The organism is Bacillus oleivorans (genome assembly GCF_900207585.1).
Taxonomy (GTDB): domain Bacteria; phylum Bacillota; class Bacilli; order Bacillales; family JC228; genus Bacillus_BF; species Bacillus_BF oleivorans.
The window spans coordinates 267,854-284,951 of sequence record NZ_OAOP01000005.1; the positions used below are offsets into that span (position 1 = coordinate 267,854).

Genomic DNA, 17,098 nt, shown 5'->3' on the forward strand with positions numbered 1-17,098 from the left:
TTAGGAGGTTGAACTTATGAGATCCTACGAACGTTCAAAGGAAGCATATAAACAGGCGCTCGAATTAATGCCGGGCGGGGTTAATAGCCCGGTCCGAGCCTTTAAATCTGTGGATATGGACCCGATTTTTATGGAAAGAGGGAAAGGGTCAAAGATTTATGACATTGATGGCAATGAGTATATTGATTATGTTCTTTCTTGGGGACCGCTTATCCTCGGCCATGCCAATGATACAGTGGTAGAAGCGATCAAAAAAGTCGCTGAATCCGGTACAAGTTTTGGGGCGCCGACACTGGTTGAAAATAAATTAGCTGAGCTCGTAAAAGAAAGAGTTCCTTCTATTGAAATTATTCGGATGGTGTCATCAGGAACTGAGGCAACTATGAGCGCTCTTCGCTTAGCGCGAGGCTATACAGGCAGAAATAAGATTTTGAAATTTGAAGGCAGCTACCATGGGCATGGAGATTCTCTTTTAATTAAAGCCGGTTCAGGTGTCGCAACTCTTGGTCTCCCTGACAGTCCAGGCGTACCTGAAAGTATTGCCAAAAATACAATTACTGTTCCTTATAACGACATCGAAAACACTAAATTAGTATTTGAAAAATTCGGTGATGATATAGCTTGTGTGATTGTCGAACCAGTCGCTGGGAATATGGGAGTCGTTCCGCCAGTCCCAGGATTTCTTGAAACACTCCGCGAAATTACCGATCAATATGGAGCTCTATTAATTTTTGATGAAGTGATGACAGGCTTTAGGGTTGGCTATAACTGTGCCCAGGGGTATTATGGCATTACTCCAGACCTAACTTGTCTTGGTAAAGTAATTGGCGGCGGACTGCCTGTAGGAGCATTTGGCGGAAAGGCAGAAATTATGAAGCAAATAGCACCGTCTGGTCCGATTTATCAGGCTGGTACGTTATCAGGAAACCCATTAGCGATGACAGCCGGATATGAAACATTACGTCAATTAACACCAGAAACCTATAATGATTTTGTAAATAAAGGCGACCGCCTCGAAACTGGTATTAAACAAGCAGCTGAAAAATACAATATTCCACTATGTGTGAATCGGGCGGGTTCAATGATCGGTTTCTTTTTTACTAATGAAAAGGTCATCAATTATGACACAGCTAAAACTTCTAACTTGGAGTTTTTTGCTTCCTATTATAGAGAAATGGCAAACGAAGGAATCTTTTTGCCTCCTTCTCAATTTGAAGGGTTGTTCTTATCGACAACTCATACAGATGAAGATATTGAGAAAACGATTCAAGCGATTGAGAAAGCTTTTGCGTCCCTTGTATAATTCTATTTTTACTAGAAAAATCCTTTACACGAGGCAGGTGTGAAGGATTTTTTTATGAAAGTAAATTCACATTGGTCCGACCTAAATAAACCATGGAACTCGTGCATTAATTGCATCGATCCACTTCAAGTTATCGGACTCCGCTGCAAATTCCTAAAAAGCGCTACAATATTCAAGAGGTCGCTCCAAACTAGCGAAAAGCGCTCCAATCCACTCCAATCCACTCCAATCCATGAAGACTTTCTCTAAACACTAATCCCCCCACTTAAATCCCCATTACACTCCCCCACCCTCTTAAGAAGTTTTTCCCAATCCATTCACACTTCTGTTCATAAAATGTCTTTACTTCTCATAAAGTGTTAATGACATACTGAACTTTAAATGAAGTCATGAAAGGAGGAGTCCCTTTGACTCAAGGAAATACTTCATATTTACGATTTTCCTTAGAGGAGTCTGTCTGGTTTCGAAAGGGACAGGAAGTAGCAGAGCTTCTATCTATTTCGCTTGAACCAAATGTGACAATTCAGGAGAAGGAACTATATGTAGCGATTCGTGGCTCCTTAGAATTAACGGGTGAATATAGACAAGTGGAAAAGCATGAGGAGAACGAAGAGGATGAATTGACGTCCGGAAGATATGTGCGGGTAAGTGAGTCGAGTGATGAAGATTGTTACGTATTTCAGCATTATTTCCCTGTGGACATTACGATTCCGACGAACAGGGTCAATAGTCTGCATGAATTAGATGTCAATGTGGATAGTTTTGACTATGTTCTCCCAGAAAATAACTGTCTGAAGCTTTCGGCAGACTTGACAGTTACGGGGGTAAGAGGACACGAAGAAACATCCGAATTAGATGAAGATCAAAATGAAAATCTAACTGAGGAAGAAGAAACAGAAGAAGCACAAGAAGAAAACGTACTGCTATACCGTTCCACAGAAGATGACGAGCTAGATGAAGACGATGAAGAGTATACGTATGTAGATGAATCGGAGGATCAAGAAGAAAGCTATTCATTTTCGGCAGAAGCAAGAAAACCTTATGAACCGGCTGAAGAAGAAGAGGCTGTTCCGATTCATATTGCATATCAGGCAAATAAGTTTCCGTCTTTCCCTGCCGTCGACGAAACAGACAAAATAAATGTTAGAGGGGAAAACGATGATTCTCCTATTTCAAAAGAGGAAGAAGACGGATTTGTTGAAAATCTCTTTGAATCCTCCTCATCACAGCAAGCTGGAGAGTACCAGGGAGCAGAAGAACAGGCCGAACTAGAAGTAGAGGCAGAAGAAGATAAGAAAAATGTTAAGATGCAAACCCTGAAACAGAAAACGGCCAAAGGAAAAGGGATCTCGCTTGCAGAGTTTTTTGCTAGAAAAACAGAAGAAGAAGCATCGGCCAGAATGAAGATTTACTTCGTCCAGCAGGGAGAAAGTGTCGAGCAGATTGCTGAGCGCTATGAAATCAGTGTGCAGCAGCTCTTAAAGGTTAATCAGTTAGAGGCACACGAAGAGATTCATGACGGGCAGGTCTTATATATTCCTGAGGTAAGGAAACCAGTGATTCATAAAAAATAGTGGCAGCGAGCAGGAAGGTTTTTCTTTCCTGCTCTTTCTCCTATTTTTTACTTTATGAAAGTATAAAATTTTAGCAATGAGGTATATTTTACGATGTTAAAATTTTTAGGAATAAAGTACGACGGGCAGGAGACATGAGTCAAGCTATACATCAGGCCGTGGCGCTTCGAACGAGATAAGTGCAACTGCGCATCACGCCTCGCCTTTTGCGAGGCTCGCCAATCGGCGAGATTTAATTACCGCATGTTAATAGAAGCATGGAAAGGGGTAAGGGGAAATGTCCGAAACGGATGCCCTCACTACGGTTAAGCCAATTCTAAGTCAATATGGAATGAGGCCGCATTATGTTGAAAAGATTGGCTCAGCCTACAAAATATATTCAAATCTGGGGACATTCGCCTTAAAAGAGGCAAGTCCTTATAAAGGCATGAATTTTGTCCGAAACATTCATTTGCTTTTTCAAAAGGGTTATAACCGGATTGTCCCCATATATCCTACCCCAGATGGGCGTTATGCAGTACTTTACCAAAACCGTCTGTTTTATTTAATGCCTTGGGTCGCCAATGAACATACAGAAGACCGGAGTAGCAAACAAAAGCAATTGTTTCGGGAGTTAGCCCGGCTGCACACCTTATCATTAAAAGAAGTCGAATTGACAGAAGAGGATACGGCAAATCATTATGAAGAGACAAAAGCGGCTTGGGAGAAAGAATCACTGATGTTAGATGAGATCATTGAAGCTTGTGAACAGAAGTGGTATATGTCCCCATTTGAATTAATGTTTTGTACGTATTATCACAATGTAAAACAAGCCCTTCAATTCGCAATTCGAAAACTCGACGATTGGTATGAAAAAGCAAAGGATTCGAAAAAGATGAGAATGGTCATTGTTCATGGGAAGGTAGCACCTGATCATTTCCTATTTGATGAAAGAGGCTATGGTTATTTTATTAACTTTGAAGAATCCCGTTATGCGGCTCCTCACCATGACCTCCTGCCATATGTAGCACGGGAGTGTGAGGGACAGCCGAAACAGAATGAAGATATCGTGGAATGGATTTATACGTATACAAATCATTTTGCCCTAAGAGACCCAGAAATTGATCTTTTAATCAGCTACCTGGCCTATCCGCTTCCAATCATCCAGGTGCTTGAGAAATACTATAAAAGTACCTCAAAATTTAACCAATATAAAGCTGTCAGGGAACTGCAGCAAAAATTTTGGATCCTAAAAAATACAGAGTATATTGTGATGAGAATGGATGAAATAGAAAAGCAGAAAAAGCAAGCAAAAGAAGGAGCCCAGACGGAAGGTTAATCCATAGAGGGCTCCTTTAAATCCATTCAAAGTAAAAAGCTAATGCAGTCAAAGCAAAAATACATAATAATAAAACATCAAAGGTAGATGGGATTAATAAAGTTCGAATTCCTTGAAAAATACAAAATGGCACAATCAACTGCTGGCAAATGCTTCGGAAATTCCGCAGCCAAGGCGGCAAAGTATAAGGATTGTATTTTCTTTTCATAAAAGGCTCTCTCCCCCTTTACGTCCCTCTATATAATCTATGTATAAACACCCAGAAATGTGTAATTTCTTTCACCTTTTGAATCTTCAGGTATAATATAAACTAAAATCGTCAATACCATTGACTAACACTATTCATTTCGCTAATATAAAAAAATAGAAATATAACTGTTTGCGAGGATAGGGAAGAGTACAGCGAATCAATGCTTGAAGAGAGAGGAACCAATAGCTGCGAGGTTCCTTAAGTAAAGTCGTTGGAAGGTCGCCCTGGAGCAGCTTTTATGAAACGATCAGTAGTAAAAGCCGGTGAGGAGCCGTTATCTAACCAGAGTGCTAAGCATGTTTTTTCAACCTGCTTAGAATAAAGGTGGTACCGCGAAATAAGCTCTTTTCGTCCTTTTGGATGGAAAGGGCTTTTTATATTGTTTACTTGATGTTACTTCCAAAAAGAATTTTAGAACAGGAGGACAAGGAATGGAAACAAAACAAAAAGAACTCCCAACGAAATATGATCCGAAATCAATTGAAAAAGGCAGATATGAATGGTGGATTAATGGAAAGTTTTTTGAAGCTAAAAACGATTTGAAAAAAGAACCGTATACGATTGTCATTCCTCCGCCAAATGTAACGGGAAAACTTCACTTAGGACATGCTTGGGACACTACATTACAAGACATATTAACGAGAATGAAAAGAATGCAGGGGTATGATGTTCTATGGCTCCCTGGGATGGACCATGCCGGAATTGCTACCCAGGCAAAAGTAGAACAAAAGCTGCGCAGCGAAGGAAAAACCAGATATGATCTGGGCAGGGAAAAATTCGTAGAAGAGACCTGGAAATGGAAAGTAGAATATGCCAGTCATATCCGGGAACAATGGGCTAAGCTTGGATTAGGCCTCGATTATAGCCGGGAACGCTTTACGTTGGATGAAGGTCTTTCTCAAGCCGTCAAAGAAGTATTCGTAACCTTATACAAAAAGGGTCTGATCTATCGCGGAGAATACATTATTAACTGGGACCCGGATACAAAAACAGCTTTATCTGATATTGAGGTTATCCATAAGGATGTTCAGGGTGCTTTTTATCATATGAGGTATCCGTTAAAGGATGGTTCAGGCTTTATTGAAATCGCAACTACGCGACCAGAAACGATGCTCGGTGATACAGCTGTTGCCGTACATCCAGAAGATGACCGATATAAACACTTAATCGGTAAAACGGTCATTCTCCCAATCGTTGGCCGAGAAATTCCAATCGTTGGGGACGATTACGTTGATATGGAATTTGGTTCTGGGGCTGTTAAAATTACGCCTGCTCATGACCCAAATGACTTTGAAATTGGAAACCGTCACAATCTGCCGCGCATTCTCGTTATGAATGAAGACGGAACGATGAATGAATTAGCAGGAAAATATCAGGGCATGGACCGTTTTGAGTGCCGTAAACAAATCGTTAAAGATCTTCAGGAGGAAGGCATACTTTTTAAAATTGAAGATCACCTGCATTCAGTTGGACATTCAGAAAGAAGCGGGGCCGTTGTGGAGCCTTATTTGTCAACTCAATGGTTTGTTAAAATGCAGCCTCTTGCGGATGAAGCGATCGCTTTACAGCAAAAAGCAGAGAAAGTACATTTTGTACCTGACCGCTTTGAAACGAACTACTTGCGCTGGATGGAGAACAACCGTGACTGGTGTATCTCGAGACAGCTCTGGTGGGGACACCGAATTCCTGCCTGGTATCATAAAGAAACAGGTGAAGTATATGTAGATTATGAACCGCCTGCTGATAGCGAGAATTGGAAACAGGATGAAGATGTCCTAGATACCTGGTTCAGCTCTGCTTTATGGCCATTTTCTACAATGGGATGGCCAAACGAAGACGCATCCGACTACAAACGTTACTATCCGACCGATTGTTTAGTAACTGGTTACGATATTATTGGATTCTGGGTGTCCCGTATGATTTTCCAAGGTTTAGAGTTTACCGGAAAACGTCCATTCAAAGATGTGTTAATTCATGGATTGGTTCGGGATGCAGAAGGCCGCAAGATGAGTAAATCGTTAGGAAACGGAATCGATCCAATGGATGTAATTGAAAAATACGGTGCCGATTCACTTCGATATTTCTTATCTACTGGAAGTTCACCGGGTCAAGACTTGAGGTTTAGCCTAGAAAAAGTAGAATCGGTTTGGAACTTTGCCAATAAAATTTGGAATGCTTCCCGGTTCGCCTTAATGAATATGGGCGAGATGAGTTATGAGGATATCGATCTAAAAGGTCAAAAATCAGTCGCCGATTATTGGATTTTAACGCGTTTAAATGAAACGATTGAAACCGTAACGAAGCTGGCTGATAAATACGAATTTGGCGAAGTTGGCCGTGTCCTATACAACTTTATTTGGGATGACTTCTGTGACTGGTATATTGAAATGGCTAAACTCCCGCTTTATGGAGAAGATGAGGAGGCCAAAAAGACAACTCGCTCAGTACTCGCTTATGTATTAGACAATACAATGCGATTACTTCATCCATTTATGCCATTTATCACCGAGGAAATATGGCAAAGCTTACCGACACAGGGTGAATCGATTACAGTTGCAGCATGGCCAACCGTTAATCCGGACTTAACGAATGAAAATGCAGCCAGAGAAATGAAGCTGCTCGTGGAAATTATCCGTTCTGTTCGAAATATCCGTGCAGAAGTAAATACACCAATGAGCAAAAAAATTGACCTTTATATAAAAACCAAAGATCAAGAAACAAGTAATATTCTCATTAATAACCAAAGCTATTTAGAACGATTCTGTAACCCTGAAAATTTAGAAATCGGAACTGCGGTTCAGCCGCCGGAAAAGGCAATGACAGCTGTAGCAACTGGGGTAGAGGTGATCCTTCCGCTTGCAGGCTTAATTAATATTGAAGAAGAAATTGTCCGACTTGAAAAAGAACTCGATAAATGGACGAAAGAGGTAGAACGGGTACAGAAAAAGCTTGCAAATGAGCGTTTCATTGAAAAGGCACCTCAACAGGTTGTTGAAGAAGAACGTGCAAAAGAAAAGGATTACTCTGAGAAAAGAGAAACCGTCTTAAAACGGATTGAAGAGTTAAAAACAATGTAATGAGAGAATGATGATGACGAATCTTCTGAGGTTCGTCATCATTTATGCCTATTGGAGGGGTTTGACGTGCATTATGAAGAGGCGCTTGCCTGGATCCACGGCCGGCTAAGGCTAGGGATGAAACCAGGCTTAAAACGGATGGAATGGCTTATGAATAAGATGGGTCATCCGGAAAGAAGAATTAAATTTGTACATATTGGCGGAACCAACGGAAAAGGTTCGACTGTTACTTTTGTCCGTTCAATTTTGCAATCGGCCGGGTATGAGGTTGGTACTTTTACATCCCCCTATATTGAGCAATTTAATGAAAGAATCAGTATTAATGGGGTTCCGATATCAGATGAAGAAATGGTGCTTCTCACAGAAAAAATTATTCCGCTTGCCAATGAGTTGGAAAAAACTGAGCTTGGCGGACCTACGGAGTTTGAAGTGATTACCGCGATGTGTCTTTACTATTTTGGCTTTGTCCGTCCTGTTGACATTGTTATTATGGAAGTAGGACTTGGCGGACGGTTTGACTCAACCAACATCATTTACCCGCTCGTATCCGTGATTACTAATATTGGAATGGATCACGTTCGTATATTGGGTGATACGATTTCGGACATAGCTAAAGAAAAAGCCGGTATTATTAAAAATGGAATTCCTGTGATTATAGGTGAAGACAAGAAGGAAGCAGTTGAAAAAATAGAAGAAGCTGCAATTAAGAAAAAAGCCATATTATATAAGCTGGGTACTCAATTTGTTATCTCTAACTATGAATCGATTGATGAGGGCGAACGATTTACACTCGAAACACCTTATCATACCTATCGCGAACTCATAACCGGGTTAAAAGGAACCTATCAGGTTCGCAACGCAGCCCTAGCAGTGATGACGGCGGAATACATAAAGACTTATTTTTCTTTCCAGATTGAATCCGGCCATGTATATGAAGGTCTAAAAAATGCCTATTGGCCGGGGCGCTTTGAAACCATATTGGAACAGCCTACTATAATAGTAGACGGGGCCCATAATCGGGAAGGGATTGAAGCATTAACCGAAACGCTTAAAACCAGATATCCAAACAATAGGATAAAAGTCCTGTTCGCAGGACTGAATGACAAGCCATTACAGCCCATGCTTTCCCTATTAAATGAAGTCGCAAATTCTCTTTACGTAACATCTTTTGATTTTCCAAGAGCGGCATCTGCCAATGAATTAAAGGCAGCCCTACCTAACCGTTCTGTTTATGTGGCAGAGGATTGGAAGGCTTGGATTGACAGGGAAAAAGAACATATGGATGATCAGGAGATTCTTATAGTTACCGGCTCGCTTTATTTTATTTCAGAGGTAAAAAAATACTTTAAATAAGCAAAAGTATGAAATAAAAGAAATATGTGACAAATTAAAAATATTTTGGTAAAGTTAATTTATTATTAAGACTTTTTGACTAGATTTTCTGGGGAGGAGGGAAATAAAAAAGATGGTTTCTTCTGCAAAAAAAATTGTAATTTGGACGATTTGGACTATTTTAATTCCAGCCGGTATAGTAGCAGCCTATTTTTATTTTCCTCCTCTCTTACCTGAACGGCCAACTGATATGCTGTGGTTCCTCGGCTTAATGATCGGCGCAGCTTTAATGCCGTTTGTTGTGAACCGTACAACGATTGCTTTTGTACAATGGATATCTATGACCGTGTTCCTTTTGTATGGTTTATTTATTGAAATTCTCTTTATGCATATCTTTCTGGTTTTCCTCCTATTACGAACAAAAACGAGAAAAGGAGATCTCTACCGCTATCCGCTTAATTCAATCATGATTTACATTGTTTCTTTGTTAAGCGGCTTAAGCTTTTATGCTCTCGGCGGAGATCATCAGACGTTTACCCTTGAAAAACCCTTCGATCTGTTATTGGTGATTGGATATACCCTCATCTATTTTGTTGGCAATCAAGCGAGCTTAATGCTATTTTCACGCTTATTTTATAATGTAAAAAGAAGGCTAATGGGTAAGGATATAGTCTGGGAACTGGCTTCTTTAGTAGTCATTGTTCCTTTAGGAATGGCCTTATTTATTTTATATAAAGAAATAGGTGTTATCTCTACTGTTTTATTAGGGATCCCATTTTTTAGTGTTGCCTTTATTTTAAGACTCTACTATTCTACCGATATCGTGAATGATCATTTGCAGCTGGCTACAGAGATTGGGCATGAGCTAACGCAAAGTTTAAAAGCGAGAGAAGTTGTCGATCTCTTTATGAAGCGGATTACAACGATTGTCCCTGTCAGTCATGCCTATATCTTAGATGTGATAGACAATAAAGAACTCCAACTGATCCGCCGCTATGAAGATGGTGAAAATAAAAGCTTAGATATTGAGCCTCTTCTTCGCTATGAAGGAATCAGCGGAATGGTTTGGGGAACAAAGAAGGCGGTCCTGTATTCTTCTAAAGCAGAATGGGAATCGGTTGCAAAAGGCTACATGCCAGAAAGTGTTGAAAGTATTCTTTGTGTCCCTATTATGCGGAATCAAAAGGTAGTAGGCGTATTGCTGTTAGCGACAACAGAGAAACGGGCTTATGTAAAATACCAGCTTATGATTGTTGATATTTTATGCTCATATTTAGCGATTGCTTTAGAGAACGCACGTAACTATGAACTTACAAAAAAAGAGAGCGAACGCTGTGCCTTAACCGGTTTATATAATTACCGCTATTTTGAGAGATTGATTGAACAAGAATATCAAATGCTACTGGAGCGTAAATACGATAATTTATCATTAATTCTAATTGATATTGACCACTTTAAATCAATTAATGATACATATGGCCATCAAAGCGGAAATGAAGTGTTGCGAGCGATTGCCGATCGGCTTCAGCAATTTATTGGCGATACAGGGATAGTGGCTAGATATGGCGGAGAAGAATTTGTGATTCTCCTGCCGAATATTTCTAAAAAAGAAGCTTTATCCATTGCGGAAACATTGCGGATTATGATTGCTAATCGTCCATTTATATTAGAGCAGCAATTAATCCAAAACCGCAAAAGGTCTTTTATTCGCATTACCGCAAGTATCGGAGTCGCCAATGCACCCGAAGATGCCGATGATTATCTGACATTAATCAGACATGCAGATTTTGCGATGTATGTAGGTGCCAAACGGAGAGGAAGAAACAAGGTATCAGAGTATCAATCGATTCAAGCTAACGGATAAAGTAATTTCCCGGCTGGCGAGCCTTAAGGCGAAGCGTCATGCAAGTTGCACTTATATTTTTTCGTCTAAAGCATAAAAAGTATCTTTCCTAAAGAGAGATACTTTTTATTATTTAAAAAGAACTATAATATTTTTTGTAGTTTTAGTCAGATTTTACTAGTTTTTATAACTATAATCCATTTAAATAATATACAATAGAGTTACAAGAAATAGACATGAGGTGGGAAAGTGGAAATTATTATACAAATGGCTATTAGTGCAATTGGTCTAATTTTATTAGTTTTCTTACTGCCCGTCCCTTGGTCTTTATTCGGAAAAGGGGTTATTTGGTTCGCTTCCATTTTGCTTGGCGGGCTATTTATCATTTCATGGGAAATTCAGCCTAGGTTACAAACCATTCTGTTACATATTGGCTTGTTGCTTACTATGTGCGCTTTAATTATTAAGTGGTGGGGAGAACACTTTTATAAAAAAACTATTCAGCAAAAGAAACAAGTATCACACTCTCCACGGCCATTATTCAGTTATCAAAAGCAAATTGAAAAAGCCAAACTGGCTAAACCAGCTGATATCGTTGAACCAGCAGTATTGTCTTCTCTAAATGTGTTTGACGGTCAGCTAGTTATACATGCTGAGGAGCAAAATGAGTCAGCCGTAAATAAGGCTTCCGGCTCAGTCACGGAAGAAGAGCTGCAGTTCTTATTGCCGGAAATTCATAATAAACATGAGTTTCCTAGTTTCAGTCAAGACCAATCGTTGATCGAAGATGAACCGGGTTATCTCCTTGATGACTGGATCATTTCCGATGATAAGAACATTTCATCGGTTAATGTTTATGAAAAAGAACCGGCTGTTGAAATTGAACAGGAAAATGCAGAATTAGAAGCAGTGTGGAATGTTATTTCGTTTGACAAAAAGCGAAAAGAGCGGGAAAAGCCCGCACCAGTTTTAACAGATTTAGCTGAGATTGAACTTGATATAGATGTAAATACTGGAACAGACAACCTAGTTCAGAAAAATGATATAGAGTGGCCTCCATTCAATGAAATAGACAACTTAATAGAAACTGAGCCGATGTTTAATGAGGAGATTGAGAGAATAGCTTTACATTTGCCATCTTCTCTTGAAGACATTCAGATGGAACCCGCAGAAGAATTAGAGGATGAAGATTTAGAATCTCCATATACAGGCAGATCCATATTATTAAACGATGGAATCTCCAATTTATATAAGGAACGGGCAGAATCAGTGAAAAGGCAGAAGACTAAAGAGGAAAACCGACAGCCGCTTTTACAGAATGAGAAGCAGTTTTTAAAAGAACTGACCAATAGGTTCCGGGCATCAAGTGAATAAGAGGTGGGGCCATGAATGTTTGGAAGGGATTTCAACTATTTGTTTCGATTCTTTTAGGGAGTGTTATTTTTATTAGTCTTTTTCAATTGAGCGGTTTTGCTTTTGAAAGGTTTTTCAATCAGGCATTCCCTGCAAATACAATTATCGGAAATGTCGAAGTGTCAGGATTAACTAAGAATGAGGCAATCCCGCTTGTCATGAATGCTGTTTCCGACTGGAAGCAAAAGGCTCATTTTTCAATTGATGCAGCCGGTGAAACCTTTGTACTTGAAAATGATGCCTTTCACTTTGAAATCGGAGCTTCGATAGAAAATGCAAAGGAATCAATGGTTAATCCTGTCCTCGTTACATATTCAAAGCACCCGTTACAGACTGATTCAAATACAGATTTAGATTTGAATGAAATTGACAAAATCATTGCTGATATAGAACAAAAAGCGTCCTATTTACTTACAGAAACAGCTATAGTTAAAGTAGATTCTGTGCAGAAAGAAGCAGCTGAGCTAAACACAAAAGCGTCGATTTCATTAGTACGTTCCTATTCAGATTGGAATTATATAAGCGGACAAGCTCTACCCGAGTTTCAGCTTGGGCCAGGTGAGGCTTTTTCCTTGCTTCAATGGGCCGAAGAGAAATCATTAGATATTAACTCAGATGAGGACTTATCAAAGATTGCATCGCTTTTATGGGAAGGCGTTCTATCGACACAGTTGTCAGTGATTGAACGGCATACAAGTGAGAGTGTACCTGATGGAATCCAACCAGGTCTAGAAGCAAAAATTGATCGGACAAATAATGTAGACTTTCGTTTTATCAATGAAAGCGATACATCATTTGTCTTTAAGCTAGTCCCTATTAGCGAAACGAGTTTGGGTTTAACCATTACAAGCTTAAAAACCAACCAATTTGTTCGCTTCAATATCATTCAGGAAAAGGTACTGGAGCCAAGAACAGTCATTCAATTTGTATCAGCGGATGATGAAAAGGCGGGGACTACAGCAGCAGGGAAAAAAGGCTATTCTTTAAAAATCATTAAAGAATATGTAAGTGCAGACGGTGACGTTGTTCATACCGAAGTTGTTGCTGAAGATACGTATCTCCCAATCTATGAAATTCAATATAGTGTAAAACAATAATCCAGAGGGACTTCTTTATGAAGAATTGTAGTAAGGGCTTTACCGTAATCGAATTACTAATTGCATTTGCCGTACTATCGATTGTGGTGGTTGGAGCTACTGGCTTCTTTACCCAGGGCTTTCAATTTACTTCATACAATGAGGACAAGCTTTCAGCTGTTCATCTATCTTCACTCGTATTGGAAAAAGTACAGGAAAATTTTATGGAAAGCTCATGCCCGAGCCCGGAGACAAATTTATTTCCAAGCTACCAGCATTTATTTGATGGTCTCGACATAAATGGCGCTTTTATTTTGAATGATAAGCGTTATTTTATCACGTTAACGGTTTACTGTGATCCTGCTGAGTCCTTACAGACCCTGCATGTTCAAGTGTATGACAGTGAAACGCGGGATCAGCTGCTGAGCCAGAACTTTGGCTATGTCCAGCTTCAGAGCGGAGGTGGCTCTTCATGAGAACGATAATAAAAAATGAAAAGGGTTTGACACTTATTGAATTACTAGGGGCCATAGCCATATTTGGGATTGTCATAACGGTGATTTTTAGTTTTTTTAGTTTTGGAGCGAATGGCTATCAAAAGGGTGAAATGATGGTTCGATTACAAAATGAAGCGAACCGGATCATGACGGCTCTTACAGTTGCTTATTACTCGGAAGGGAATTTTACTGTTGAGTCAGGGGATGAAAATGGAGACGGGAGAGCCGATATTACTTTGAATGGAGCAGTTATTTCTGACACCACTCTTCTATATAGCTTATCCCCTGAAGAGATAACGTCCAATGATGAACCGGTCGAACTCGTATTGACTGTCACGGATTTAATGAATCCAGCCGAGGCTATCACACTCAAAACTTACTTACGGAGTGTACGAAACCATGCAATTTCCAATCCCTAATCAAAATGAACAAGGATCTGCATTAATATGGACCCTCTTAATTTCGTCTGTCCTTACCATTTTAGCTCTCACTTTGATTAGTTTTAATGTAACGCAAAGTAAACAAAATGGGAAAACAGAAAGCCTTATTCAAGAAATTAATCTGGCTGAGATGGGGATTCTTGACTTTAGAAATCGGATATACTCTTATCTTCTAAGTGAGCCAGGCCCCAATACATTGCAGGAGTTAAATGATTGGGTTCTGTCGAATTTTCCCGGAACGGTTGATCATTACATTGAACAGACAGAAAATCAATTTGGATATCAGATCTTTAATATTCAAACAGTGCAGCCAGCAGAAAATCAGCTGAATATTACCTTCCAAAGTAAAGGTTTCACTGATACTACTTCTTCAGGGAAGACGTTGACGAATACGATTTATATTACAGCTTCTACCGGTCCAGGAAGCAGTGACGACCCAATTGACGGCGGCAGCGATGGTTCCGATTGGGGACCTGAAGAAGGAGATGCAGGCTGGGATATTATAGTACCGACTAATCCGGATTCAGGTGTTTATGATGGAGATACTCTATTCCAGGGTAAGGTAATTATTGATAGTCCAAATGATGAAATTATTATTACAGGCCATGCCAAATTCGCTGAGGATGTCGAATTTTCAAAACCGAATGGGTCGATTACGATCGGAAAAGATGGCCTATTTGAGGGTGTCATGACGTTGGATGCTTCGAAAACAACACTTATTGTAGGCGGAAATGCCAGATTTTCCGAAGATTTTAATCTGTTAGTTTCAAATGGCAGGCTTTCTGTTGGGGAAAATGCAATTTTTGAAAAAAACGTGAATGTGACTGGACAAAATGGGATTATTGAAATTGGCAGCGGTGCCCTTGTTTATGGGGATATCACACTCGATACAAACACAGCCAGCTTTATTGTAGGACGAGATGCCAAATTTGGCGGTACATTGACTTTAACGAATAAATCTTATTTAAACGTTGGCTTACAAAATGCATGCAATGCCAACTTTCATGGACCTGTCTTTTTATTTGGGGGAGCCTCGATTTCAATTGGAGGAAGTGCGATTTTTCAAAACACATTATCGCTGCAAGAAAATGGTTCTTCCCTTACGATTCAAGGAGATGCCGTGTTTCAAACCATCCCTTCCGTAGCCGGTCAAAGTGAGATCGTTGTGAATGGAGATGTTTATATGAATGGAACACCTCCAGCAAGGATGCAGGTGTCTGGCAATATTTATCCGTATGATGAATCGATCACTGGATTTTATAGCTGTACAGCGCCAGATGGCTCTGGCTGGGAGTTTAATGATGAAATTCAGTATTAAAGCGTGGGGTGGCGCAAATGGAAAAAAGAAAAAGATTAGGAGATTTATTAATAGAATCCAGACTGATTACACAGGAACAGCTTAAAGAAACATTACAATTAAAGAAAAGAGAACAAAAAATTGGTGACGCCCTCGTAGAGCGTGGCTATATTAATGAACAGCAACTGATTGAAGTACTAGAGTTTCAGCTGGGAATCCCTCATGTAACACTTTACAGTTACCCGGTAGATGAGAGTTTAACTTCCCTTGTCTCTAAGGATTTTGCCCTCCGCCATGTGATATTGCCGTTAAAAAAAGAAGGCAATGTTTTGACGATAGCGATGAGTGATCCGATGGATTTTTATACGATTGATGATATTAGGCTATCAACCGGATTAACGATTAGTCCTGTCATCGCAAAAAAAGATGAAATTATTCAATCTATTTATAAATATTACGATATGAAGGAAACCTTTTCCGAACAAGATACTGTTATCTCCCCAGCCAATACAGGGGATAATGCACCTGCGGTCCGCTTAGTCGATCAGATTTTAACAAGCGGTCTTCAATTACGCGCGAGTGATATACATATTGACCCGCATGAAGAAAAAATATTGATCCGCTATCGTGTTGACGGGATGCTCAGGACAGAAAGAGTCATCTCGAAAAACATTTATGAATCATTGATTGCCCGCATTAAAATCATGGCCAATATGAATATAACCGAATCAAGGCTCCCACAGGATGGCCGGATTAAATTAAAAATGTATGCAACGCCAATTGATCTGAGAATCTCGATTCTACCAACCCTTCATGGTGAGAAAGTCGTGATGAGGATCCTAGACTTATCCAAAGTATTGAAAAAGCTGGCACAGCTTGATTTTAATCGGACTAACTTGCAGCGCTTTGTCCAATTAATCGAAAGACCTCAAGGTCTAGTGTTAATCACTGGACCGACAGGAGCAGGAAAAACGTCTACCCTCTATGCGGGACTCCATCATTTAAATAAAGCAGAAGTGAACATAGTCACCATAGAAGATCCCGTAGAGTATGAGTTAGAGGGGATTAATCAGGTTCAGGTTAATCCCCAAATCGGGCTTACCTTTGCCAATGGTCTTCGTTCAATCTTGCGGCAAGACCCTAATATCATCATGATTGGAGAAATCCGTGACCAGGAAACAGCTGATATCGCGGTGCGTTCTGCTCTAACTGGACATTTAGTTTTAAGTACGCTTCATACCAATAGTGCAATCGCAGCAATTCCCCGTCTGATTGATATGGGGGTTGAACCTTATTTAGTCGCTTCATCCCTTTCAGGCGTAGTTGCTCAAAGACTAGTCCGGAAGCTATGCCGTGACTGCAGAGAGGAATACGAGCCGTCTGAAATGGAAATAGACCTTTTTCAAAAAAGGGGGATCTCAATCGATCATCTCTACCGCGCTAAAGGGTGTCCGCTATGCAGACAAACGGGCTATTCCGGGAGAATGGCGATTCAAGAAGTCCTAATTGTGGATGAATCATTAAAATCATTAATGTTAAATAATAGTTCAATGCAGCATTTAAAAAATCATGCCAGCCAGCATGGAATGATTTCTTTGGCAGCAGATGGCCTGTTGAAGGTCAAAATGGGGTACACATCGCTTGAAGAGGTACTAAGCGCAGTTGTAGAAAGCTAGGA

General features: G+C 40.0%; 13 protein-coding genes and 1 other annotated feature. Of the genes, 12 read left to right on the forward strand and 1 reads right to left on the reverse strand.

The window, feature by feature from the left end; translation table 11 throughout:
* The first annotated feature begins 16 nt into the window (after window positions 1-16).
* The 3 genes from hemL to ysxE all read left to right on the forward strand — a co-directional run bounded on the left by hemL (window position 17) and on the right by ysxE (window position 4,195).
* Window positions 17-1,303, forward strand: coding sequence for a glutamate-1-semialdehyde 2,1-aminomutase (hemL, locus tag CRO56_RS13155; protein ID WP_097159070.1), 1,287 nt, complete (start codon window positions 17-19; stop codon window positions 1,301-1,303).
* A 407-nt stretch (window positions 1,304-1,710) separates the two neighbouring features.
* A complete protein-coding gene (gene spoVID, locus CRO56_RS13160; protein ID WP_179714276.1) occupies window positions 1,711-2,877 on the forward strand; it encodes a stage VI sporulation protein D in 1,167 nt (388 codons plus the stop codon).
* Between the two features lie 277 nt (window positions 2,878-3,154).
* Complete coding sequence (gene ysxE / locus CRO56_RS13165) at window positions 3,155-4,195, forward strand: spore coat protein YsxE (RefSeq protein WP_097159072.1); 1,041 nt, start codon at window positions 3,155-3,157, stop codon at window positions 4,193-4,195.
* A gap of 16 nt (window positions 4,196-4,211) precedes the next feature.
* Here the strand turns inward: ysxE and CRO56_RS13170 are convergent, their stop codons facing one another.
* Complete coding sequence (locus tag CRO56_RS13170) at window positions 4,212-4,403, reverse strand: hypothetical protein (RefSeq protein ID WP_097159073.1); 192 nt, start codon at window positions 4,401-4,403, stop codon at window positions 4,212-4,214.
* A gap of 167 nt (window positions 4,404-4,570) precedes the next feature.
* Window positions 4,571-4,804 (forward strand) — a binding site (T-box leader).
* Between the two features lie 72 nt (window positions 4,805-4,876).
* Here CRO56_RS13170 and CRO56_RS13175 point away from each other — a divergent pair.
* The 9 genes from CRO56_RS13175 (at window position 4,877) to CRO56_RS13215 (ending at window position 17,096) form a co-directional block, all read left to right on the forward strand.
* Window positions 4,877-7,522, forward strand: a complete 2,646-nt coding sequence (locus CRO56_RS13175; RefSeq protein WP_097159074.1) for a valine--tRNA ligase — start codon at window positions 4,877-4,879, stop codon at window positions 7,520-7,522.
* Window positions 7,523-7,639: 117 nt separating this feature from the next.
* The gene (locus CRO56_RS13180) at window positions 7,640-8,875 is read left to right on the forward strand and encodes a bifunctional folylpolyglutamate synthase/dihydrofolate synthase (protein WP_097159182.1); all 1,236 of its coding nucleotides are present in this window, start codon (window positions 7,640-7,642) and stop codon (window positions 8,873-8,875) included.
* A 112-nt stretch (window positions 8,876-8,987) separates the two neighbouring features.
* Window positions 8,988-10,718, forward strand: a complete 1,731-nt coding sequence (locus CRO56_RS13185; RefSeq protein ID WP_097159075.1) for a sensor domain-containing diguanylate cyclase — start codon at window positions 8,988-8,990, stop codon at window positions 10,716-10,718.
* A 228-nt stretch (window positions 10,719-10,946) separates the two neighbouring features.
* A complete protein-coding gene (locus CRO56_RS13190; RefSeq protein WP_097159076.1) occupies window positions 10,947-12,071 on the forward strand; it encodes a hypothetical protein in 1,125 nt (374 codons plus the stop codon).
* Between the two features lie 11 nt (window positions 12,072-12,082).
* Window positions 12,083-13,207, forward strand: a complete 1,125-nt coding sequence (locus CRO56_RS13195) for a VanW family protein (RefSeq protein ID WP_097159077.1) — start codon at window positions 12,083-12,085, stop codon at window positions 13,205-13,207.
* Between the two features lie 17 nt (window positions 13,208-13,224).
* Window positions 13,225-13,662, forward strand: a complete 438-nt coding sequence (locus tag CRO56_RS13200; protein ID WP_097159078.1) for a type IV pilus modification PilV family protein — start codon at window positions 13,225-13,227, stop codon at window positions 13,660-13,662.
* The gene (locus tag CRO56_RS13205) at window positions 13,659-14,102 is read left to right on the forward strand and encodes a PulJ/GspJ family protein (protein ID WP_097159079.1); all 444 of its coding nucleotides are present in this window, start codon (window positions 13,659-13,661) and stop codon (window positions 14,100-14,102) included. The genes CRO56_RS13200 and CRO56_RS13205 overlap by 4 nt, the downstream gene beginning before the upstream one ends.
* Entirely contained in the window at window positions 14,083-15,441 is a 1,359-nt protein-coding gene (locus CRO56_RS13210; RefSeq protein ID WP_097159080.1) for a bactofilin family protein, read from the forward strand. The genes CRO56_RS13205 and CRO56_RS13210 overlap by 20 nt, the downstream gene beginning before the upstream one ends.
* A gap of 17 nt (window positions 15,442-15,458) precedes the next feature.
* Window positions 15,459-17,096: a GspE/PulE family protein gene (locus tag CRO56_RS13215; protein ID WP_425427201.1), complete on the forward strand. Its 1,638-nt coding sequence runs from the start codon at window positions 15,459-15,461 to the stop codon at window positions 17,094-17,096.
* Window positions 17,097-17,098: the final 2 nt, after the last annotated feature.

Coding starts and splice junctions, on each gene's coding strand:
- hemL (WP_097159070.1), top strand. CDS start 17: ATGAGATCCTACGAACGTTCAAAGGAAGCATATAAACAGGCGCTCGAA.
- CRO56_RS13185 (WP_097159075.1), top strand. CDS start 8,988: ATGGTTTCTTCTGCAAAAAAAATTGTAATTTGGACGATTTGGACTATT.
- CRO56_RS13200 (WP_097159078.1), top strand. CDS start 13,225: ATGAAGAATTGTAGTAAGGGCTTTACCGTAATCGAATTACTAATTGCA.
- CRO56_RS13210 (WP_097159080.1), top strand. CDS start 14,083: ATGCAATTTCCAATCCCTAATCAAAATGAACAAGGATCTGCATTAATA.
- CRO56_RS13215 (WP_425427201.1), top strand. CDS start 15,459: ATGGAAAAAAGAAAAAGATTAGGAGATTTATTAATAGAATCCAGACTG.
- CRO56_RS13170 (WP_097159073.1), bottom strand. CDS start 4,403: ATGAAAAGAAAATACAATCCTTATACTTTGCCGCCTTGGCTGCGGAAT.
- ysxE (WP_097159072.1), top strand. CDS start 3,155: ATGTCCGAAACGGATGCCCTCACTACGGTTAAGCCAATTCTAAGTCAA.
- CRO56_RS13180 (WP_097159182.1), top strand. CDS start 7,640: ATGAAACCAGGCTTAAAACGGATGGAATGGCTTATGAATAAGATGGGT.
- CRO56_RS13175 (WP_097159074.1), top strand. CDS start 4,877: ATGGAAACAAAACAAAAAGAACTCCCAACGAAATATGATCCGAAATCA.
- CRO56_RS13195 (WP_097159077.1), top strand. CDS start 12,083: ATGAATGTTTGGAAGGGATTTCAACTATTTGTTTCGATTCTTTTAGGG.
- CRO56_RS13205 (WP_097159079.1), top strand. CDS start 13,659: ATGAGAACGATAATAAAAAATGAAAAGGGTTTGACACTTATTGAATTA.